The organism is Carboxylicivirga marina (genome assembly GCF_016612505.1).
Lineage (GTDB): Bacteria > Bacteroidota > Bacteroidia > Bacteroidales > Marinilabiliaceae > Carboxylicivirga > Carboxylicivirga marina.
In genome coordinates, this window is sequence record NZ_JAENRR010000001.1 from 74,714 (window position 1) to 97,542 (window position 22,829).

General features: G+C 39.1%; 17 protein-coding genes. 13 read left to right on the forward strand and 4 right to left on the reverse strand.

The genetic code is table 11. The features are described from left to right. Positions 1-260 precede the first annotated feature (260 nt). From JIV24_RS00270 to JIV24_RS00320, 11 genes are all read left to right on the forward strand, one after another. On the forward strand, positions 261-2,705 hold the full coding sequence (locus tag JIV24_RS00270; RefSeq protein WP_200462984.1) for an FtsK/SpoIIIE family DNA translocase: 2,445 nt from the start codon (positions 261-263) through the stop codon (positions 2,703-2,705). A 74-nt stretch (positions 2,706-2,779) separates the two neighbouring features. Next, positions 2,780-3,421: a LolA family protein gene (locus JIV24_RS00275; protein ID WP_200462985.1), complete on the forward strand. Its 642-nt coding sequence runs from the start codon at positions 2,780-2,782 to the stop codon at positions 3,419-3,421. A 521-nt stretch (positions 3,422-3,942) separates the two neighbouring features. Further along, the gene (locus tag JIV24_RS00280; protein ID WP_200462986.1) at positions 3,943-5,541 is read left to right on the forward strand and encodes a carboxyl transferase domain-containing protein; all 1,599 of its coding nucleotides are present in this window, start codon (positions 3,943-3,945) and stop codon (positions 5,539-5,541) included. Next, positions 5,522-6,325: an enoyl-CoA hydratase/isomerase family protein gene (locus JIV24_RS00285; protein WP_200462987.1), complete on the forward strand. Its 804-nt coding sequence runs from the start codon at positions 5,522-5,524 to the stop codon at positions 6,323-6,325. The genes JIV24_RS00280 and JIV24_RS00285 overlap by 20 nt, the downstream gene beginning before the upstream one ends. An 8-nt stretch (positions 6,326-6,333) precedes the next feature. After that, positions 6,334-8,271: an acetyl/propionyl/methylcrotonyl-CoA carboxylase subunit alpha gene (locus JIV24_RS00290; protein ID WP_200462988.1), complete on the forward strand. Its 1,938-nt coding sequence runs from the start codon at positions 6,334-6,336 to the stop codon at positions 8,269-8,271. Between the two features lie 42 nt (positions 8,272-8,313). Beyond that, positions 8,314-9,459, forward strand: a complete 1,146-nt coding sequence (locus JIV24_RS00295) for an acyl-CoA dehydrogenase family protein (RefSeq protein WP_200462989.1) — start codon at positions 8,314-8,316, stop codon at positions 9,457-9,459. A gap of 41 nt (positions 9,460-9,500) precedes the next feature. Then, positions 9,501-10,502: a beta/alpha barrel domain-containing protein gene (locus tag JIV24_RS00300; protein WP_200462990.1), complete on the forward strand. Its 1,002-nt coding sequence runs from the start codon at positions 9,501-9,503 to the stop codon at positions 10,500-10,502. Position 10,503: 1 nt separating this feature from the next. Continuing rightward, complete coding sequence (locus JIV24_RS00305) at positions 10,504-11,808, forward strand: hydroxymethylglutaryl-CoA reductase (RefSeq protein ID WP_200462991.1); 1,305 nt, start codon at positions 10,504-10,506, stop codon at positions 11,806-11,808. Next, a complete protein-coding gene (locus JIV24_RS00310; RefSeq protein WP_200462992.1) occupies positions 11,809-12,729 on the forward strand; it encodes a GYDIA family GHMP kinase in 921 nt (306 codons plus the stop codon). Position 12,730: 1 nt separating this feature from the next. Beyond that, complete coding sequence (locus JIV24_RS00315) at positions 12,731-13,768, forward strand: diphosphomevalonate/mevalonate 3,5-bisphosphate decarboxylase family protein (protein ID WP_200462993.1); 1,038 nt, start codon at positions 12,731-12,733, stop codon at positions 13,766-13,768. 18 nt (positions 13,769-13,786) lie between these two features. Beyond that, on the forward strand, positions 13,787-14,758 hold the full coding sequence (locus JIV24_RS00320; protein ID WP_200462994.1) for a mevalonate kinase family protein: 972 nt from the start codon (positions 13,787-13,789) through the stop codon (positions 14,756-14,758). Between the two features lie 249 nt (positions 14,759-15,007). Here the strand turns inward: JIV24_RS00320 and JIV24_RS00325 are convergent, their stop codons facing one another. The 4 genes from JIV24_RS00325 to JIV24_RS00340 are packed head-to-tail and all read right to left on the reverse strand — an operon-like array spanning position 15,008 to position 18,815. After that, a complete protein-coding gene (locus JIV24_RS00325) occupies positions 15,008-15,652 on the reverse strand; it encodes a DNA alkylation repair protein (RefSeq protein ID WP_200462995.1) in 645 nt (214 codons plus the stop codon). Between the two features lie 27 nt (positions 15,653-15,679). Next, positions 15,680-16,234: an isochorismatase family protein gene (locus JIV24_RS00330; protein WP_200462996.1), complete on the reverse strand. Its 555-nt coding sequence runs from the start codon at positions 16,232-16,234 to the stop codon at positions 15,680-15,682. A gap of 35 nt (positions 16,235-16,269) precedes the next feature. Further along, positions 16,270-17,358: a nucleotidyltransferase family protein gene (locus JIV24_RS00335; RefSeq protein WP_200462997.1), complete on the reverse strand. Its 1,089-nt coding sequence runs from the start codon at positions 17,356-17,358 to the stop codon at positions 16,270-16,272. Positions 17,359-17,360: 2 nt separating this feature from the next. After that, the gene (locus JIV24_RS00340) at positions 17,361-18,815 is read right to left on the reverse strand and encodes a carbon starvation CstA family protein (protein ID WP_200462998.1); all 1,455 of its coding nucleotides are present in this window, start codon (positions 18,813-18,815) and stop codon (positions 17,361-17,363) included. Between the two features lie 159 nt (positions 18,816-18,974). On the opposite strand from JIV24_RS00340, the gene JIV24_RS00345 reads away from it, so the two are divergent. Both JIV24_RS00345 and JIV24_RS00350 read left to right on the forward strand, forming a co-directional pair. Then, entirely contained in the window at positions 18,975-20,888 is a 1,914-nt protein-coding gene (locus JIV24_RS00345) for a beta-N-acetylhexosaminidase (RefSeq protein WP_200462999.1), read from the forward strand. 217 nt (positions 20,889-21,105) lie between these two features. After that, complete coding sequence (locus tag JIV24_RS00350; protein WP_200463000.1) at positions 21,106-22,467, forward strand: MATE family efflux transporter; 1,362 nt, start codon at positions 21,106-21,108, stop codon at positions 22,465-22,467. Positions 22,468-22,829: the final 362 nt, after the last annotated feature.

Consider the following 22,829-nt stretch of genomic DNA (forward strand, 5'->3'; position numbering starts at 1 on the left):
TCCTTTCTAATCCCTTTCAAGGATTGAGTCAAACCTGTAGTCTTCATTACAGAATCTATTACGCGTTGAAAGAGCTTCAAAGCAATGCTCTTGTTTATTCACTTCAGCTCACCAGAATGATACGATGACTCGTTTCAGTAAAACCTTGTTTTATTGTCCTTTCAATGTTCAAAACGAAGTTTTAATACATTATCAGGGTTAAATGGTGGTGGTTTTATTATTTTTGTCTGAGAACTCGACCTCTGACAATTTTACAACATATGGCTAAGAAAAAGACCAAGACCAAATCTCAAAAACCATCGTTACAGGAAAAATATAACTTATGGCGCGAAAACCTAAAGGATTTTAAGTTTAGGTTTATCTCAGGCATCATAACCATTGGTATTGCTTTTTACTTTCTGCTGGCATTCTTTTCCTTTTTGTTTACAGGCTTTGCCGATAAAAGCAAGTTCGACATCAATTTTTGGGAACTATTTAAAAACTCTGATATAACAGTCGAGAACTGGACAGGAAAGCACGGTGCATATCTGGCTGATAGTTTTATAAATCAAGGAGTAGGTGTTGCTGCGTTTGCCCTTGTTCTATTGTTATTTGTGATTGGCTTCAGACTTTTAGGTGCACGCATCCTTCCTTTAAGGAAAACATTTGTTCATTGTTTTGTCGTAAGCATCTGGTTATCGATTGCACTGGGCTTTATCTTTATCAGTTCAATAAATGACCAGTATTTGTTGCTTGGTGGTGCACATGGTTATTTTATGAGTAAATGGCTAACAGCCTCTATTGGTGGAGTTGGCACTGTTATTCTTCTTATGGTGGCGTTGGTAACTTATCTTTCTGTGACTTTTGAATCATTCTATCGCATGATGCGAAAACCACTTAATAAGGAAAACAATGAAGTGGACCAAGTACCTGAAAAAGACGCTTCTGTTGCTTCGAAAGATGAAAACATTATAAAAGAGCCTTTTGATGTTGTAATGGACGAAGAGCCGTCGTTCGAAAAGGAGATTGAAATAGATGTAGCAGTACCAGAAGAAGAAACGCCCATTCAGCCGGTAGCAGAACCGGAAACAGGCACTACTCTTGAATTTTCACCAACAATAGATGCCCCGGTTAATGATGAGCCTAATCTGGATTTAACCATCGAGAAACATGAAGAGGAAGAAGTACCGGATACCTTTGATAATGAGCCACTGGGTGATTACGATCCGACACTTGACTTGTCATCGTACCAACTTCCAGGTATTGAATTACTAGACGATCACAGTGCAGCCAATTCTGACGTTTCAATGGAAGAACTGGAGTCTAATAAAAATCGCATTGTAAAAACACTTGAAGATTATAAGATTCAGATAAAAAACATTAAAGCAACAGTAGGACCAACAGTTACTTTATATGAAATTGTACCAGCCCCTGGTGTGCGTATCTCCAAAATTAAAAACCTGGAAGATGATATCGCCTTATCATTAGCTGCACTGGGCATTCGTATTATTGCACCTATTCCTGGTCGTGGCACCATTGGTATTGAAGTGCCAAACTCAGAACCTGAAGTGGTTGCAATGCGTTCAATTATTAGTGCTAAGAAATTTCAGAACACCAAATACGAATTACCTATTGCCCTGGGTAAAACCATTTCAAACGAAACATTTGTAATTGACCTGGCCAAAGCGCCACACATGTTGGTAGCCGGTGCCACCGGGCAAGGTAAGTCAGTTGGTTTAAATGCCATCATTTCATCTTTACTGTATAAAAAGCACCCATCGCAATTAAAGTTTGTGATGGTTGACCCTAAAAAGGTAGAATTAAACATCTATTCAAAAATTGAGAAACACTTCCTGGCTAAGATGCCTGACGAAGAAGATCCGATTATCACAGATGTGCAGAAAGTGGTAAATACGCTTAATTCCCTTGCGATAGAAATGGATAATCGTTATGAATTGCTTAAAGCGGCTCATGCACGTAACATTAAAGAATACAACCACAAATTTGTAAAACGCCAATTGAATCCTGAAAAAGGACATCGATTCTTACCATATATTGTGGTTATTATTGATGAGTTTGCCGACTTAATTATGACGGCTGGTAAGGAAGTTGAATTACCTATTGCACGTATCGCACAGTTGGCACGTGCCGTGGGTATACATATGATTGTAGCCACTCAGCGACCATCAACTAATATTATTACCGGTGTGATTAAAGCGAACTTCCCAACGCGTGTGGCGTTTAAAGTGGCGTCGATGATTGACTCTCGTACCATTTTAGATTCGCCGGGTGCCAACCAGTTAATCGGACGAGGTGACATGTTAATATCACAAGGAAGTGATTTAGTACGCGTACAATGTGCTTTTGTAGATACACCTGAGGTAGAGAAGATAAACGACTTTATTGGCTCACAGCGAGGCTATACATCAGCCTTTTTACTGCCAGAATATGTTGGTGAAAGCGCATCTGAATCAGCTGCTGGTGAAGTGGACTTGAGCAAGCGCGACCCTATGTTTGAAGAAGCTGCACGCGTAGTTGTAGCTAACCAATCAGGCTCTACCTCACTGATACAACGCCGATTTTCAATAGGTTATAACCGTGCCGGGCGCATCATTGACCAACTTGAGGCAGCTAATATAGTTGGCCCATTTGAAGGTAGTAAAGCCCGACAGGTACTTATTCCAGATGAGCTGGAATTAGAAAAACAATTAGCGCAGTTTAATTAATGCTGATTTTTAGAACAATTATTGATTATTGACGAACATCTTGACACAATAAAAAAATGAAAAAAACATTCAATATGAAATACGCATTTACATTAATTCTAGCCTCAATCAGTTTATTCAGCTTTGCCCAGTCACAGGAAAAAGCAAAAGAAATACTGGATCAGGTATCGGCCAAAACAAAAGCATATCCTTCTATCGTTGCTGATTTCTCTTTTTCTCTTGAAAATCTTCAGGAAGATATTAACGAAGTGTACGAAGGTAATATCATATTAAAAGGAAATAAGTACAAAGTTAATTTAATGGATGTTGACACCTACTTCGATGGTCAAGTACAATACACCCATATGATTGATGCCTTTGAAGTTAACATCACTATTCCTGATTTGGACGATGAAGAAACTTTAAATCCGGCAACCATATTTACCATTTACGAAGAAGGCTATACCTACAACTATGTAGCCGAAGGAACCATTAACGGTAAAGCGTGTCACGAAATTGATTTGTACCCTATTAATCGCGATAAACCTTATTCACGCATCAAGCTATTGATTCTAAAAGACAATCTTCAGTTATACTCAATTCGTCAGGTAGGTAAAGACGGAAACAATTATACTGTAGTGGTGAAAAATATGGAAACGAATAAACAGATTAATGATAAAACTTTTGTGTTTGACCAGGCAGCCAACTCCGATGTTGATGTCATTGATATGCGATAAACACCATTTATTTAAAAAGATATTTAAAAGTCCGGTTAACAGCCGGACTTTTTGTTTACCTCTATCTTCTCAAAGTGTCGATACCTTTTGGTATCGTCATCATTCTCTTTTTATCAAAATACCATTTGGTATCGACCATCCTGATCTTTAAACAAGCTAATACCATTTGGTATCGGTCAATTTTAGCGTTATTCCTTCCAAATACCAACTAGTAATTGCACTTTTTAATACTTATTTGAGCAAATACCATTTGGTAATGAGACTTTTTTTTCTTTGTGTGAGTCAATACCAAATGGTATCGGCTTGTCTGAACAAAAAATCGTTAGTTTTCCGCCTACGATGAGGGTTTAATTAAAGGCCATAAGACTTGTACAAGCTGAGAAGAAAACTCAAATCCGGTAAGTTAAGCTCTCAGTCAATTTTTAGCGTTAAAACAATTATAAAATCTGTTTCAAATAAACAGGTTTCTACTGAACATTTGCCCCTCAAAAAGGTTATTATTTGCGAATAGCGAATAAAAGATGTTTAAGTATAATTCAACAATAAATACGAGTTCTGACTCCTTTGTCAGCAATAAAAAGCTAAACAATGCATTAGCTGAAGACTACTTTAAAAAGCTAAAAGAAGCATTTAAAGGAGGTGGAGAAAAGGCGCGTCAGAAGCACATTGCAAAAGGCAAACTTACGGTTCGGCAACGAATCGATTACTTGTTAGATAAAGACTCTTATTTCCTTGAACTATCAGCTTTAGCAGCCAATGGGCAATACAAAGATGCCTTCCCATCTGCCGGCATTGTAACAGGCATAGGTCAGGTGCACGGACGAAATGTAATCATAATTGCCAATGATGCCACGGTTAAAGGTGGCACTTATGTGAAAGAAACCATTAAGAAGCACTTGCGAGCACAGGAAATTGCGCTTCAAAACAAGCTCCCATGTATTTATTTAGTTGATAGCGGCGGCGTATTTCTGCCTCAGCAAGCTGAAGTATTTCCTGACAGGGATGATTTTGGGCGCATCTTTTTTAATCAATCGCGCATGTCGGCTCAGAGCATTGCTCAAATTGCCATTGTGATGGGCTCTTGTACTGCTGGTGGGGCTTACGTTCCTGCCATGAGTGATGAAACGATTATTGTCAAAAACCAAGGCACCATCTTTTTAGCCGGCCCACCCTTGGTTAAAGCAGCCACTGGTGAAGAAGTTAGTGCAGAAGAGTTAGGTGGCGGTGAAGTACACACTCAAATATCCGGTGTGGCCGATCATCTGGCAGATAATGACGAACACGCCATTCATATTTGTCGGAATATTGTTGAAACACTTCCTCAAAATCATGCTAAGGCTACAGAAGCATCGGCACCACAGTATGCCCCCAACGAACTAAGTGGATTAATTCCCGAAAGTGGCAAGCCATTCCCGGATGTGCATGAAATCATTGCACGACTGGTGGACGACAGTGCGTTTCATGAGTTTAAGAGCAACTATGGAACAACACTGGTGACGGCATTTGCAAAAATAGAGGGTCAATCCGTTGGCATTATAGCCAATAATGGCATCCTGTTTTCTGAATCGGCTTTAAAAGGTGCGCACTTTATTCAGCTGTGTAATGAGCGGAATATTCCAATGCTATTTTTACAAAACATCACCGGCTTTATGGTGGGTAAAGATTATGAACACAAAGGCATTGCCAAAGATGGAGCCAAAATGGTGAATGCACTCGCTAACTCAACAGTGCCGTATTTCACCATTCTTATTGGCGGTTCATATGGCGCCGGCAATTATGCCATGGCTGGCCGGGCTTATGAACCTCGTTTTTTGTTTATGTGGCCCAATGCCCGGATATCAGTCATGGGAGCCAAACAAGCCGCGAAGGTGCTAACAACCATCAAGCGCGAGCAGGCCATCGCTCAAAATCAAAACGTTAATGAGGAAGAACTTAAACAAATTGAAGCTTCCATATTAAAAAAATACGAAGAGGAAGGTTCACCATACTATAGTACAAGTCGTTTGTGGGATGATGGTATAATCTCGCCAGAATCTACCCGTCAAATTGCAGGATTGGTATTAAGAATAATTGATAATAACGAAGTGAAAAACACAAAATATGGCGTCTTTAGAATGTAACAACAAACATCTGGTTGAATTGAATCAATCTAATGGCGTCAGTCGAATACTACTGAATGATCCTGCACGCAAAAATGCCTTGTCAAAAGACATGCTTATTTGTTTGATAGCAACATTAGAAAAGATACAATCGGACGATAAGCAAAAGGTCGTGATATTGCGTGGTGCTGGCGGTGTTTTTTGTTCGGGCGCCGACCTAAAATGGATGAGAGAAGGCCTCCATCAAACGGAAGAACAAAATAAAGCGGATGCTGAGCTGTTTTATCGCACCTTTGATATACTAAACAACTTTCCGAAACCCATTATTATCTGGCTTGAAAAATATGCCATGGGTGGTGCCATTGGCCTTGTGGCATGCGCCGACTATGTTATTGCCGATAAGGATGCCAAAATGGCTTTCACTGAGGTTAAATTAGGATTGGTACCTGCAACGATTGCACCCTTTATCGTGAATAAAATAGGACTTTCGCAAGCTCGTGCCCTCATGTTAAGTGCCTTGCCTTTTACTGCTAAAACGGCCAAAAAGATTGGTCTCATCCACGAAGTTGGTAGTCACAAAGAGTTGGCACAGCGCATTGATGAGCTAAGCGAGCATTTTAAAGCCAACAGCAACAAAGCAATGGCTTCAACCAAGCATTTACTCAATCAACTATCGAAGAACAACTTCACGGAAGCGAACAAGTTGCTTTGCATTGAAAAAATAGCCGAATCCAGAGGCACAGATGAAGGACAGGAAGGTGTAAAAGCATTTTTTGAAAAGCGCCGTCCCAGTTGGTATAAATAAGTAGGAAAATGAAGAAGGTATTAATACCAAACCGAGGAGAAATAGCCCTTAGAATTATAAAAGCGGCACACCAGTTAGGCTTAAAAACAGTGGTAACGCTTTTGCCACTGGAAAAGGACACCCTGGCTGCTCAATTGAGTGATGAAGTGCACTTTTTTCAAGAGGGTTCTTTTAAAGACAACTACCTGAATATTACGTTAATTATCGAATTAGCGCAGCAATACAATGCCGATTGCATCCATCCGGGATATGGCTTTCTATCGGAAAACCACCAATTGGCAGAAGCATGTAAAGAAGCCGGCATTCTGTTTATTGGTCCTTCTGCCGAAAACCTAAAACAGATGGGTGATAAGCAGATAGCCCGAACCATTGCGCAAAAAGCAAATGTTCCTTTAACACAATCGTGGGAAGGCAACTTGCAATCCATTCTGTCTAAAGCAGACACTCTCCCCTTCCCCGTGTTGGTTAAAGCAGCTATGGGTGGTGGCGGTAAAGGCATGCAAATATGCCATAGCAAAGATGAGTTATTGTTACATCTTCCCCGATTAAGCAAACAAGCACAACGTTATTTTGGTGATGAACGCATTTACGTTGAGCAATACATCGAAAAAGCACGCCACATTGAAGTTCAGGTTTTAGCTGATAAACATGAAAATACGGTTCATCTGTTCGAAAGAGAATGCTCCGTTCAACGACGCTTCCAGAAAATAATCGAAGAGGCCCCTGCCTTTAATTTACCTAGTGAACTAAAAGATCGATTGTATAAGGATGCCTTGTCTATTTGCCATACCATCAACTATGAAAATGCCGGCACGGTTGAATTTATTGTCGATGAACATGGTAATCATTATTTTCTCGAGATGAATACCCGCATACAGGTAGAACACTGTGTGAGTGAGGAAATAACCGGCATTGACCTGGTGGAATGGCAATTTAAAATAGCAGATAACAAAGCCCTTACTTTTAATCAGGAAGATTTAAGCATTAACGGGCATGCCATTGAGTTGCGTATCTGCGCCGAAGATCCTCATAATAACTTTCAGCCTACACCAGGGCCTATTCAATCCTTAACACTTCCCAATTCAAAAAGTATCAGACTGGAAATTGGCTTTGATAAGCCCATGGCCATTCATTCGCAGTTTGATCCGATGATAGCCAAGCTTATTGTGCATGGCTCAAGCCGTAATATAGCCATTCAGAAAGCGAAAGAAGCCAATGAACAATTGCTTGTAAGAGGCATAAAAACCAATGCATCTTTTATCAATTCAGTACTTGGCCATCAACGTTTTACTGAAGGGAATGTATCTACTCGATTCTGCGAAGAACAACTGCAAAATTTATTAAGCACTTCACCTCCTGATATTGAAAAGTATAGCATCGCTTATGCTGTATATCGGCATATAGGATTAAAGAATCGTTTTTGGCGACAAATACAAAACCTTGATTTTACTATCGCAGGAGACGTTTACTCGGCCCAATTCAAACAACACGGTAAAGACCTAAGAATTGAGCTGAATGAACAATCTTTTACAATCAGTAATATCTCACTTACAAAACATGAGTTAATGTTTGAGTTAAATAAGCAAACATTCAATTTCTTTTGTTTTGAACAAGAGGATACGATAGAATTGATACATCAACTGAAGTCGGTGGTCGTTAAAGCCAACGACTGGCTTCCTCCCTATAATCCAAGGGAAAAAGAGGAGGACCATTCATCAATTGACAGCTTTCTGGCACCAATCCCTTCTCAGGTAATGAAAGTAAACGTCAGCATTGGTCAGAAAGTGAAAAAGGGTGATTTACTATTGATACTTGAAGCCATGAAAACTGAAAATCACATCAAAGCCTGGAAAGATGGTATCATTGAAAAGGTACATATTCAGGCTGGTGAACAAGTCAAGCTTAATCAAACCTTATTAGCCTATCAAACAAACATTCGCGAATAACAAACAGCTTTATTGTAAACAGAGAAAAAGAAATACAATCATATGTCAATATTAAGTACCGAACAACACGAAGCATTCAGGCAGAAAGTCAGAGCATTTGCCGAGAAAGAAATTAAACCATTGGCCGCCGAATTAGATGAGCATGAAACCTTCTCAACAGAGCTATCCAAAAAAATGGGACAAGCAGGTTTATACGGAATTGATATTCCGAAAGAACATGGTGGCCAAGGCCTTGACACTTTATCGTACATCATTGCTGTAGAGGAACTGGCACGCGTAGACAGTTCACAGGCCGCTACCATGGCTGCCCACAACAGCCTCGGACTGGCACCGATCTATAATTTCGGTACCGAAGAGCAGCGCCTAAAATATGTACCTATGCTTACTTCCGGTGAGGGACTTTGGGCCTTTGGTTTAACCGAAGTAAGTGCTGGCTCCGATGCTCAAGGTGTTCAAACCATTGCCGAAGACAAAGAAGATGCCTGGCTGATTAATGGCACCAAACGCTACATCACCAATGGTAGCAATGAGTTAATGAAAGGAGTTACCGTGTTAGCTGTCACCAGTGACAATGGCAAAAAACGATTCTCAACCATCTTAGTAGACAGAGATAGTGAAGGTTTCGAAACAAAGCGTATGTACGGCAAAATGATGTGGCGTGCTTCTGATACTGCCGAGTTAAACTTTAATAACATTAAGGTATCAAAAGACCAACTTCTGGGCAAGCAGGACAAAGGATTGGGGCAAATGCTTAAAACACTTGATTCAGGTCGTTTATCCATTGCGGCCATGGGGCTTGGCCTGGCACAAGGGGCCTTTGAAATGGCGATGGAATATGCTAAAAAGCGTGAGCAATTTGGTAAAAACATTGCTCAATACCAGGTAATATCGTTTAAGCTGGCCGACATGGCTCTAAAGCTTGAACTGGCTCGCAACACCCTGTACAATGCCTGCGCCTTAAAAGATGCTGGTAAACCATTTGGCAAAGAAGCTGCCATGGCTAAATTATATTGCAGCGATATTGCCAAAGAAATTGCAGATGAAGCTGTTCAGATATTCTCAGGGCAGGGATTATTAAAATCTTCAACCATTGAACGCTTCTATCGCGATCAACGCATATTGCAGATTGGTGAAGGAACATCCGAAATTTTGCGCATTGTTATCGGTAAGCATTTGGGATTGGAATAAGTTCAGCTTATTTTTACCATAATTAAACAAAACCACATTAGATGGAAGACAGGAAGCGCGATCATATAGACCTGGCATTTAGCTCACGATTAGAAGGCAAGCAAGTTGATAATCGATTTGAATATGAGCCTTTATTTGGCACACATTCCAAAGTGAAGCAAGAGTATGACTTTGCTGGTCGTAAAATGCGCTTACCGTTATGGGTATCAAGTATGACAGGTGGCACCAAACGAGCTGGAACCATCAACAAGAATCTGGCTCAGGCTTGTGCTGAATTTGGGCTTGGTATGGGTCTTGGTTCGTGCCGAATACTTTTGGATTCACCTGAGCATTTTAATGATTTCAATGTACGTCCGATAATGGGTGAACACGCTCCTCTTTTTGCCAATATTGGTATTTGTCAATTAGAATCAATGTTGACAGAAGGCAGTAGCGATAAGCTTGGCGAGTTAGTCAATAAGCTGGATGCCGATGGTTTAATCATTCACATCAATCCATTGCAAGAAGCTTTTCAGCCTGAAGGTGATCAACAAAAACGACCTGCCACTGATTTAATTCAGGATTTTCTGGAACTGACCAAACTTAAAATAATCGTGAAAGAAGTTGGTCAGGGATTTGGCAAGGAAAGTCTTCGTCATTTGTTGCAATTACCGATTGAGGCCATTGAGTTTGCAGCTATGGGCGGAACCAATTTCTCGCTTGTTGAGCTAAACCGTTCTAATGCGATAGCAGCCGAGGTATTTAATCCTTTTATTCATGTAGGACATACCGCTGAAGAAATGACATTAACGATTAATGAATTGCTTTCTGAATTGCCAGAGCAGAATATTTGTGTTAAGCAACTGATCATTTCGGGCGGTATCTCAAGCCTCTTGGATGGCTATTATCTCACGTCTATTGCAAAACTACCTGCCTTTTACGGGATGGGTTCAGCTTTTCTTAGACATGCAATGGGCGATTACGAAAAATTACGTACTTATATCGAAAAGATAGAGCAAGGATGGAGTCTGGCCAATAATTTCTTAAAAGTAAAACAGCCCTAATATGCAATCACCAATAAAAGGATTCTCAAAATTAAGCCGGGAAGAAAAAGTAAAAGTGCTGATTGAGCAACAACAATTAGCACCACAATTAGCCAACTCATTTTCGGAATATATACATCCCGAAAAGCAACATTTATTTAATGATATTTCAGAGAATGTCATCTCAAATTATTATTTGCCGTTTAGTCTGGCTCCTAATTTTCTGATAAACGATGAGCTATTTATCGTACCCATGGTAATTGAAGAAAGTTCGGTGGTAGCAGCAGCTTCCAAGGCAGCTGGTTTTTGGTCAAAAAACGGCGGCTTTCAAACAAAGGTTATTAACACAATTAAAAACGGACAGATTTTTTTTACCTGGGGAGGCGAAACAAAGCAACTCATTACTTATAAAGATGAAATAAAAAAACGAATCCTATCGGCTTCAGAAGGCATTACCAGAAAAATGCGCGAACGAGGTGGCGGTATTGTTGATATCGATTTTTTGAGCATCGACAACATGACTAGCACCCATCAGGCATTGATAAAGTTTAAAACCGCCGATTCGATGGGTGCCAATTTTATTAATACCTGTCTCGAAACCATTGCTCCTTACTTAATCGATTTCATTAATCAGCACGATGCCTTAAATCATAATGATGAAGCAAAGCTTGTTATGTCCATCTTAAGTAACTACACGCCTGAATGTTTGGTTGAATGTAAAGTCTCGTGCCCCATTGAACAACTAAGTCCTTATGCTGGTAATTATTCTGCATTTGAGTTTGCTCAGCGATTTAAAACAGCTGTTGAAATCGCAATTAATGATCCTTACCGCGCCGTTACGCACAACAAGGGTATTTTCAATGGTATTGATGCAGTAGTACTGGCTACAGGCAATGATTTCAGAGCTATAGAAGCCGGCGCTCAAGCATACGCTTCTCGTAACGGGAAATATGCTTCATTAACATCCATTGATGTAAGTGAATCTGAGTTTAACTACACATTAACCGTTCCGTTAGCATTAGGCACTGTTGGAGGATTAATCAACACACATCCACTGGCAAAGGCCGCCATGGAAATTCTCCATCAGCCAACTGCTGAGAAATTAATGCAAATTGTTGCTTCTGCTGGTATGGCCAATAACTTTGGAGCTGTTGCATCATTGGTAACCACTGGCATTCAAAAAGGACATATGAAGCTACACCTGAGCAATGTACTAAATGCATTAGAAGCCAGTAAAAGTGAAAAAGAAATTGCCATCAAACATTTTAAAGATAGCGTGGTTAGTTACTCATTAGTCGAAAGTTTTTTGAACAATCATCGGGGATAAATGCAAAACGGAATTGAATCATATTATGCGCATGGAAAGCTTCTGCTATCTGGTGAATACCTTGTTCTATCAGGTGCCAAAGCCTTAGCATTACCTTTAAAATACGGACAAAAATTAACTATCAAACCGAATAAGTCTTGTTTTCTTTCATGGGAGGCAACAATGCCAGGTGGCAACTGGTTTCAGGTAGAGTTTAATGAAACACTTGAAGCCATTAAAACGGATAAAACAAAATTAGCTCAAAAATTGGCCGATATCTTAAGAACTTGCGTTACTTATCGACCTGACATACTCGAGCTATTTCGAAACAAAGCAATAACAACACATCTTGAGTTTGATAAAGATTGGGGTTGGGGAAGCAGTTCTACACTAATTTCTTTGTTATCGCAATGGTTGGGGGTTCATCCATACCATTTGCTCCAAGATACTTTTGGCGGCTCAGGATACGACATTGCCTGTTCAACAGCTACTTCGCCTATCATTTATCAACTTATCAATGATGCCCCTAAGGTTGAAAAAGTAGAGTTTAATCCGTCTTTTTCCAATCATATTTATTTTGTGTATTCGGGTAATAAACAAAATAGCCAAAAAGAAATCGCTCGTTTTGACAAATCTCATATTGACTTAGAGTCCATTAAACAAATTAATAGCATAACTGAAGAAATGTTGTGTTGCCGTCATTTGAATCATTTTGGCCAATTAATAGAAGAACATGAAAAAGCAATCGGACAAATCGTTCAATTAAATCCAGTAAAAATTGAACACTTTAATGATTTTAAAGGTTACATTAAAACATTGGGTGCCTGGGGTGGTGATTTTATGATGGTGGTAAGCGAAGAAAGCGAATTGTATATTCGAAATTATTTCGAAAGTAAAAGCTTAAACACCATTTTTAAGTATAACGATATTAAAATCAGTTAAAATGGATGTCATTAACAAAAATAAGCTATTCAGAGCCGAAGGTGTGGCGCCATCCAATATAGCCATTGTAAAATATTGGGGTAAGCAAGGAATTCAGGAACCATTGAACCCAAGCATCAGTTTTACCTTATCCAAAGCAGTTACTAATACAACCATAAAGTACCAATGGAGCAAATTGCCTTTAGAGATCAACTTTTTGTTTGAAGGTAAAAGAAAAGATTCCTTCTTGCCAAAGCTGAATACCCTAACTGAACGAATTGGTTCTTTTCTACCCTTTTTAAAAAGCGGTACATTAAGCATTGAAAGTGCCAATACCTTTCCGCATTCAAGTGGTATTGCGTCATCGGCCAGTTCGATGGCTTCCATTGCGATGGCTTTGTATCAAATTCAGAAGAACATTAATGCTGATGCCTTTACACAAAATGAGGATAAACTTATTTCAGAAATGGCTCGACTGGGGTCTGGAAGTGCCTGCCGTTCAACTATGAAAGGATGGGTTCTTTGGGGCGATACACCACACATCAGCAATTCATCCAAGCATTATGGTATTGAAATCAACAATGTAGTACATCCTGATTTCAATGAACTTCAGGATACTATTCTGGTCATTCGGAAAGGTGCCAAAGCAGTCAGCAGTACTGTTGGTCATCAGTTAATGGAGAACCATCCCTATCGCGAAGGTCGTATAAAACAAGCCAACAGAAACACTGAATTACTGCTTAATGCACTACGACATGGTGATTTTAATGCTTTTGCCTGTGTTTGTGAAGAAGAAGCTTTAAGCCTGCATGGCCTTATGATGAGTTCAACACCTGCCTATACATTAATGGCACCTGAGTCGTTAAGAGTTATCAAACGAATTCATAAATTCAGAGATCATCATCATATACCTATAACCTTCACCTTAGATGCGGGACCCAATGTCCACCTTATTTATCCAGGATCTCAAAGTAAAATCGTTCATCCATTTATTGAAGAACATTTACGTCCGTTATGTGATAATGAAGAGGTCATCTATGATCAAATATCAATTCAATAAACCAGGAAAGAAACCAACATGTCAACACAGGACAAGAAAGATATATTTTATTCAAAGGTGATGCTATTTGGGGAATATAGTATTATACTTGGATCAATGGGTTTAACCATCCCATACTCTCACTTCAATGGTGAGCTGCGATTTATTAACAACAACAGCTACACCAATCTTAATTTTGCCAAACAATCAAATCTGCAACTAAAAGAACTTTTTGATTTCATTTCGGAGTTAAAACGCAATAAAGAGCTAGTTACCAACATTGATACTTCCAGACTTGCTGATGACCTTGATAATGGCCTATTTTTTGAATCTTCCATACCAGAAGGTTACGGCCTTGGAAGTAGCGGAGCTTTAGTTGCTTCGTTATACAATGCCTATGCACTTGATAAAATTGAAGCATCAGCTGGTATTAGCGATGATAAACTCTTTCAACTTAAAAAAGCCTTTGCGCAAATCGAATCCTTTTACCACGGTACCAGTTCGGGTATTGATCCTTTAATATGCTACTTAAAACACCCCATTGTTCTTGAAAATGCACATCATATATCGTCGGTTGGCATTCCACGAAGAGACATACTTCATGAAGATGCCATCTTTTTGGTAGATGCAGGAACGACAGGAAAGACAGCACCTTTAGTTAAACTGTTTATGGATAAAACTAAAAATGATGCATTCAAAAACAGAATTGACGATAAATTGATTCCATTAACAAACCAGTGTATTAAAACAATGCTTAATGGGCAACTAGAAGAAATGTTTGACAGCCTCACTCAACTTTCTCACTTTCAGCTAGAATATTTTAAGGAGATGATTCCTGAGAACATACAATCCCATTGGAAATCAGGACTGGAAAACAAATTGTATACGCTGAAATTATGCGGCTCAGGAGGCGGAGGTTTCTTTTTGGGTTTCACCCGTAATTATTCGGCTACGAAAGAATTTTTCGCCAAACAGGAGAAAGCGATCATACCAGTTTATCAGGAATTATAATGTATAGATATTCTATCTGGCTTTAAGGAATTTCAGTGTATGCTTGGTGACATCACTCCTAAAATACTATTGGTAAAATCAAAGCAACTATAAATAGACAACCCATTAAGAGCAAAGGTAATTGACACATAACCTGTGACAGTTATTTATAGTATTACTGAATATGGTAAAGGTTGCTAATCGGTAATTTATGTACTATACCAATGGGGTGTTGAGCATCAAAAGAAAATCTTTGAAGAACATTAGGCTTTACTTATTTCGTTTTTCTACTTCAATGCGAATAAACTCTGGCAAATAATTTGGTATACAACCTTTTGAGGGCTTTTCCTCTATATAAAGTCCTAACTTTTCACCTAAAGCAATACATCTTGGGCGATATTCAACATCAAATATACCAATCCAGGCAGCTGTAAAATTCATGGCCCATTGTACTTCGGGCACTTCACCAGCCAGCTTATTTTCTATATTATTCAATAATGTTTCAGTATTTTCATACGCTGTCTTTCCTGTCCACCTTAAACGTCCCTGATAATACCAGTATAAGCGGCGTTGTATGGCAAAAGAACTATCGCCCCACGACTCCAGTAAAGCAATTGTTTTCTTATCCTTCACAAGCTGGTTAGCCATTAGCCAGTCGGCCAAATGTGTTCGATGCGAGAGATTATGCTGCTCAATATCTTCAGATAATTGTTCAATTACATCTTGTGTCAGTAACTTTTTGTCCATTATTAATATGGCCAGTTGCTGTGAGAAGAAAGCACCGAATGACCACAGCTCCATTGCCAGATCATGATCCTTCTTTATTTCTTTAGCTATCTTTCGCAAGTCACCTAGCTTGGTACCTTCTTTGCTTAATTGAGCATGTATTTCCTTAGCTTTTTCCTGTACAGTCATAACAACAAATGTTTAAAGTTTCAACAATTAATTAAGCATATCGTTCTTAATTTGTTCAAAGCTTTTAACCCTAATACTGCCCCTGGTTGGTATCATGTTTTGCCAAACCCAATTGTAATGTTCAATCAAGCTTTCTGCTTTGAGGTGTGGCCGATTGCCTGTTGTGTGTCCATCACTAACCACGAGCACCTCATAATCTTTTGTTAGTGCTGATTGTACGGTTGACTCAACGCAAAAATCGGTAGCACACCCCATTACCACTAATTCACTAACACCTTGCGTCTGTAGTTCCATCTGTAAATCCGAGCGATAAAATACATCATTAGCGTACTTATCTATATGATAATCGGATGCTTCAATAAACAATTCATCCAAGTTCTCCCATTCTGGTGTACCCTTCTCAAATTCACCTGTTCCTGTCCCATCGTGCTGAATAAAAAAAACAGGCAATTGCCTTCCTCTAAAAATTGAGGCCAGCTCATTAATGCGTTTAATCACTCCATGGGTATCGAAGCGAGGCGTTGCCGAGGTAAAAGAACCCTTTTGCATATCAATAATCAAGAGAGCTGTTTGGTTTTTCATGGCATCAGGTGTATTGGTTAATGCTGCAATATAAATTATCTTCTTAATATGCGTTTAAGGTACATGCGCCACAATGGCTCATTAACCATTGTGTTATAGCGAAATTGCATGTAAGCTTTTTGTGGAAAAAACTCATAAAACAATAAGCGGCACTTCATTGCCACGCCAGGTGTTTTAACCAAATGTTTCAGATTAATCAGGCGATGTTCTTTTGAATGGTCATGATCGTTAACTAAACGGGTTATTTTCCTTAAAACCTCTTCCCCATCATTTTCTTGTATCCCTTTTTGCCCTGGCATCAGCAAAAAACACATATTAATGAACTCAAGCATTTCTTGCCTTTTTTGTGGCTTTATTTCCAACACTTGTTCGATAAATCCCTGCCTATCTTTCACCGAATTAAACAGTAAAGCAACATCAAGCAACCAACCTAGTCTCAAGCCCCCCATCTCGATTCCTTTAATGGCATGAGCCACCAAATGATATGCCATCATCACATCGTTTAATCGAACAATTTCATGCCCTTGCTTATTGATGCTAATGGCATGATTAAAGAAGTCTACCTCAGGTGTATGGTAGTTGCTGCCTAATGTAAATAATCGCTGATGTATCTCAACCATTACGCCATCAATCTTTATGGCACGTACATGAGCATCGACCTGTTCATGATATCTAGAACGAGGAACCACTACTGGCTCCGCTCCTTTACTAAGCAGTACTTTTAGTGCATCAAAACCACTACCTTCGGGAACGAGAATATCAACATCTCCCATTGGTCGCAAGCCATCATCGAGGTACAAACTACTGGCGAGTGCTATGCCTTTCAAAGCCATCACAGGAATACCGGCATCTCTTAGTAACTGACTCACTTTATTATAAACGGCTAAGTACTTTTGGTACTGAATAGTATTCTGAAAATAAATGCTTTTCCATTGCTTAAGCGAAGATTCATCTAAACACCTAAGATGTCCATTTTTATGTTGAGCATAACACCAGGCAGCTAAACCATTGCTTGCACCTGCACTAATAAGTTCATCATTAAGTACAAAATCGCATTCAAATGCCTCTGTGTGAATACTACAAAGGCTGATCAGCTGTTGAACCGTTTCTTTTGAAATTGCCATCACTATACTTCTTGAACGATTAATACACTGTTCTTAGCCCGATATATGAAAAGAATAAGGGCAAATATTCCACTGATAATACCAATACTCATTCCAATGTTAGTATCTATTGCAAACCCTCCATTTTTTAGTGGAGCAACCAAAAGATAGATGACACAAACAACTGTCATAAAAACAGCTGGTAATGAAAGGTACCAGTGTGGCTTTTTAACCTTAGCCAAATACATTGCGCCGGTCCAAAGTACAACCACTGCCAATATTTGATTAGACAAACCCAAATATTTCCAGATAGTTGCAAACTCCAATTGCGATAAAAGAAAGCCTACAGCAAATAATGGAATACTGATAATCAATCGCTTTTTAATTGTAGATTGGTCAAATTTAAACACATCGGCAATGGTTAGTCGCGCACTTCTAAAAGCAGTATCACCCGTGGTAATAGGACAAGCAATAACGCCTATTATAGCGAAAATCGCCCCTATACTTCCCAACCAGGCAATACTAATTTCATTGACTACCCAAGCTGGATTATGGCCATCTAATTGCATGGTTAAGTTTAACCCTTCAGCCCCACCAAAGAAAGTCATGGCAGCGGTCGCCCAAATAATAGCCACAATACCTTCCGCAATCATCGCTCCATAAAATACATACCGGCCGTAACTTTCTTTTTTAATGGTACGTGCCATCAGGGGTACCTGTGTACTATGGAAGCCACTTAGGGCTCCACACGAAATGACGATAAACATCATTGGAAATAGAATATTCTCAGCAGGATGGTGATGCCAGTTAGCAAAACTGGCGACAGATAATTCAGGCATATTGACGGTCCCGGAAGCTCTACCAAACAACATTGCTCCGGCAATTGCCAATGCCATAATTATTAAGGCAGCACCAAAAAACGGATATATTTTACCAATTATCTTATTGATTGGCAGAAGGGTTGCAACAAGGTAGTAGGCAAAAATTACATATAACCAAATGCTTAATCCTCCACCTGTAAGGTTCGCTAACAAACCAGCTGGCCCCGATACAAAGGCAACACCAACAAAAATCAAAAGCAATAAGGTAAAAACACGCAGGAAATTCTGGAATCCTTTACCCAGATATTTGCCAACAATCTCAGGAATACTGGCTCCTCCGTGACGGATGGATAACATACCCGAAAAATAATCGTGTGTGGCCCCCATAAAGATACAGCCAAACACAATCCACAAATATGCCATTGGGCCATACATCGCTCCCAAAATCGCTCCGAATATCGGTCCCAATCCGGCAATATTTAAAAACTGTATGGTAAATACTTTCCAGGTGGGCATGGGCGAAAAATCAACACCATCAGCCTTCTTAATGGCCGGCGTTGGATTTGCATCATCGGCACCAAAAAAACGCTCGATAAATTTTCCATAAAAAACAAAGCCCAAAATTAAAGCAACAATCGCTCCTATAAATGTGTACATATTCGTTTAATTCAATCGTATTAACAAAGCTAATGCTTTCGTAAATGCTCACAAGTTTATATTCGTAATTTCAAACTCCAGAAACTATTTATCATCATAGTAATTGAATTCTTTAGCGTATTTACTAATTTCGGTTGTTCATCGATAATCCTTGTAATTATGCGAAGCTTTGTCCTGCTATTACTCGTCTTTACTTTTTCTTCCGGATATGCTCTTGATATTCATCACTATTTATTACCAGCCCCAAAATCAATTGAAATTAACGAAGGAAAACTAGAAAGGGCTTTTGGAAATATCTACATCCCTACAAACGAAGCGCAATACAGCAAACCATTACTAAATATTTTGCATTCGCTGGAAGAAACAGGCATTAAGGCACAATTATCGCCAGTGGATTTCAACATTTCATCGTCTTTAATAACAAGCAAAATAGACAATACACTTGGAGAAGAGGCTTATAAGTTAAGCATCAGTAAAAATGACATCCGATTAATTGGAGGAAGCAAAATAGGCCTCTATAACGGCCTGCTTACTATACAGCAAATCGGGAGTTTTGCCGAAGAAGCCGGGTATTGGCCTACTTTAACAATAGATGACGAGCCGGATTTTAAACGACGCGGTGTAATGCTTGACATTAGTCGCGACAAAGTGCCAACTATGATAACGCTCATTGATATTATTGACAAACTGGCATCGTGGAAAATAAACGAAATACAACTATACACCGAACATACCTTTGCCTACCAAAACCATAAAACAGTATGGAAGGATGCCAGCCCGATGACAGCTGAAGAAATAATAGAACTAGATGCATATTGTCAGCGTCATTTCATTGATTTAGTACCCAACCAGAATTCCTTTGGACACATGAAACGCTGGCTTAAACATGGGGAATACCTGCATCTGGCCGAACTTCCTTTGCCCGGTAAAACCATTTGGGGTATGATGTCAAAAACCAGCTTAAGTCCTGTTGAGCCAGGCTCACTTGACTTAATGAAAGAACTATATGCCGAATTACTACCCAACTTTAGCAGCCAGTATTTTAATATTGGATGTGACGAGACTGTTGAGCTGGGTGTTGGAAAATCAAAAGCTCTATGCCACGAATTGGGCCAGGGCCGAGTATACCTCGATTATGTATTAGAGCTAAAGAAGGAAATAGATAAATACGGTCGTAGCACACAATTTTGGGGTGATATTATTTTACATCATCCCAAACTGATTCCTGAACTTCCTAAAAGCATGGTGGCACTTATTTGGGGTTACGAAGCCGATTATCCTTTCGATAAAAACTGTCAAAAATTTAAAGAAGCCGGTTTGCCTTATTACGTTTGTCCAGGCACATCAACCTGGAATAGCATTATTGGAAGAAATAAAAACGGATTTGCTAATCTTAAAAATGCAGCTATCAATGGTAAAAAATATGGTGCAACTGGTTATTTAAATACCAATTGGGGCGACCAGGGGCATTGGCAACCTTTATCAGTGTGTTATCCTGGTTTATTGTATGGCGCAGCACTGGCATGGAATGTTGATAGCAATGTAGATATCAATATTGCCAAACATGTATCTATTCAGGTGTTTAAAGACAAGACCGGTCAAAGCGGAGAAGCTATCATCAACCTGGGAAATGCCTACCTTAAAATGGATGCAATTACTTCAAACAGCAATATTTTTCATCAATTATTGAAACGAAACCAAAAATCTATTCGCACCGATAGATGGCTAAAAAATGTTTCGAAGCAAAAAACGCTTGAAACCATTATATACATTAACCAACAATTAGTCGCTTTTAATAACGCCTCAATTTCCAGCAGTGACAAAGAGATAATCATTTTAGAAGTTAATCAGGCTGCTCAACTGGCACTTCACGCTTGCAACCAGGCATTAGCTAAACTAGAAACGAGCGACGGTTCATTCTCAGGCCTGCCAGGTGAAAAGAAAATGGAGTTGAAAGGCGAATTACGAACTTTAATCGATAGTCATAAAACCATTTGGTTAATACGAAATCGCATAGGTGGCTTGAGTGACTCTGCCGGCAAAATGGAAACCGTATTAAAAAGCTATCGATAGTAAATTTTAAATCAACATACTTTTTTAACGCCAATTAACACAAAAACGCATTACTTTTGCACCCAATCTTTGGCGACTTTAGTGCATTAACGACCAACAATTCAAAGCTTCTCACCTTGAAGCCCAAAACCATGTTTTGCAAGCCTTGAATGTTGCAGGTGTACTAAAGGGCAAGGTCTCGCCCATATTGTATAAACATTTTATTATTCAATTGAATATGAAGCGTTACTGGCGTTTGTTTCGACCACACTATGCCGAAACACAAAGACTGGCTTTGCCTGTTATCATCGCACAAGTTGGACAAATTACTGTTGGATTGGTTGATAACATGATGATTGGCCAATTAGGAAAAACCGAATTAGCAGCTGCAGCTTTTGCTAATACCTTATTTGCCTTACCGCTAATTTTTGGGATGGGATTTTCTATGGCCATCACTCCTCTAGTTGGTCAGGCCATGGGCAAAAGTAAATTCAAGCAACTAAAAGCATTAAAAACGGGGGCCATTATCACCAATTCAATAATGGCCATTTTACTTGCGTTCACTTGCTGGATGCTCTATATTTTTATGCCTGAAATGAACCAGCCTGATAGCATTATTGAGCAATCACGAAGCTTTTTTAGCATTATCAGTTTATCCATTATTCCTTTAATGATTTTTCTTTCTGGTAAGCAATTGGCTGAAGGGCTTTCGAATACCCGATTGGCAATGGTTGTAACATTAATAGCAAATGTTATTAACATTATCGGCAACTACCTTTTGATATTTGGTAAGTTTGGAGCTCCGCAACTAGGACTGAATGGTGCCGGCTGGTCAACCTTGCTATCCAGAATAATAATGGCATTGATAATTATGCTTTTCATTAAAAAATTAAAGCCTTTAAGAGTTAGTGCAGTTAAAGTAAACGCCACCGAAGCAATACAAACTATTAAAAGTATTTTTAAGCTCGGCGTACCCATGGGTTTGCACATGTTTTCCGAGGCATCTGCTTTTATATTAGCAGGCATAATGATTGGCTGGTTAAGTGATACAGGATTGGCCGCTCACCAGATTGTTATTAGCCTCTCAACTTTTGGTTTTATGTTATACCAAGGTATTGGTGTTGGCACTACTATTCGAATCAGTCAGTTTACAGCACGACAAGTTCCGAGTCTTATCAAACGAGCTTCCAACGCTTCTTTTCAGATAGTATTGGCGATGGTTCTTGTTATTTCATCGGCCTTTATTTTACTGCGCAATTGGCTTCCTCAATTATTTACAAATGATGCCGAAGTCATTTCATTAGCTTCTGATATGATAATTGTTCTGGTTATCTTTCAGGTATTCGATGCCTTTCAAATAATCTACTCCAGTATTTTAAGAGGTATGGCAGATGCAACTATTCCTGGTATTTTAACAGCCATCTCTTATTTTGGAATTGCCATCCCTTTTAGTTACTGGGCTTCATTTCATGGTGGTTTTGGCGAAATTGGTATTTGGTTAGGCTTTCCTCTCGGATTAAGCATATGTACTCTGCTATTCCATCTTCGTTTGAAGATTTTAAATAAAAACATGGCTCAAATACCAACTTCGAAGCAATAAGTATTAAAAAGTGTCAATTATCAATAAATCCCTTAATCACATTCAAAATTCATAAGTAATTTATAAAATATACTTGCTACCCCCTAATTTCAATTTGCAAAATCGCCATTTTTACACATTTTAAACAATATACCCCCCACCTTGAATAGCCTAAAACAGCATTAAAAGATAATCCCTACGGCACAACCCCTAAATTTATCATTGTTTTTACAATTTTTTAACACTTTACACATTGCACACCCCAAAAATATCATCATCTTTGTAATGGATTTTTTCATAAAACTTGGATTTAGTTAGCTGATTTAAGGGTAAGGACAGATAAACGTATCTGTCCTCTCTTTTTTTATAGACCTTTGTAAATT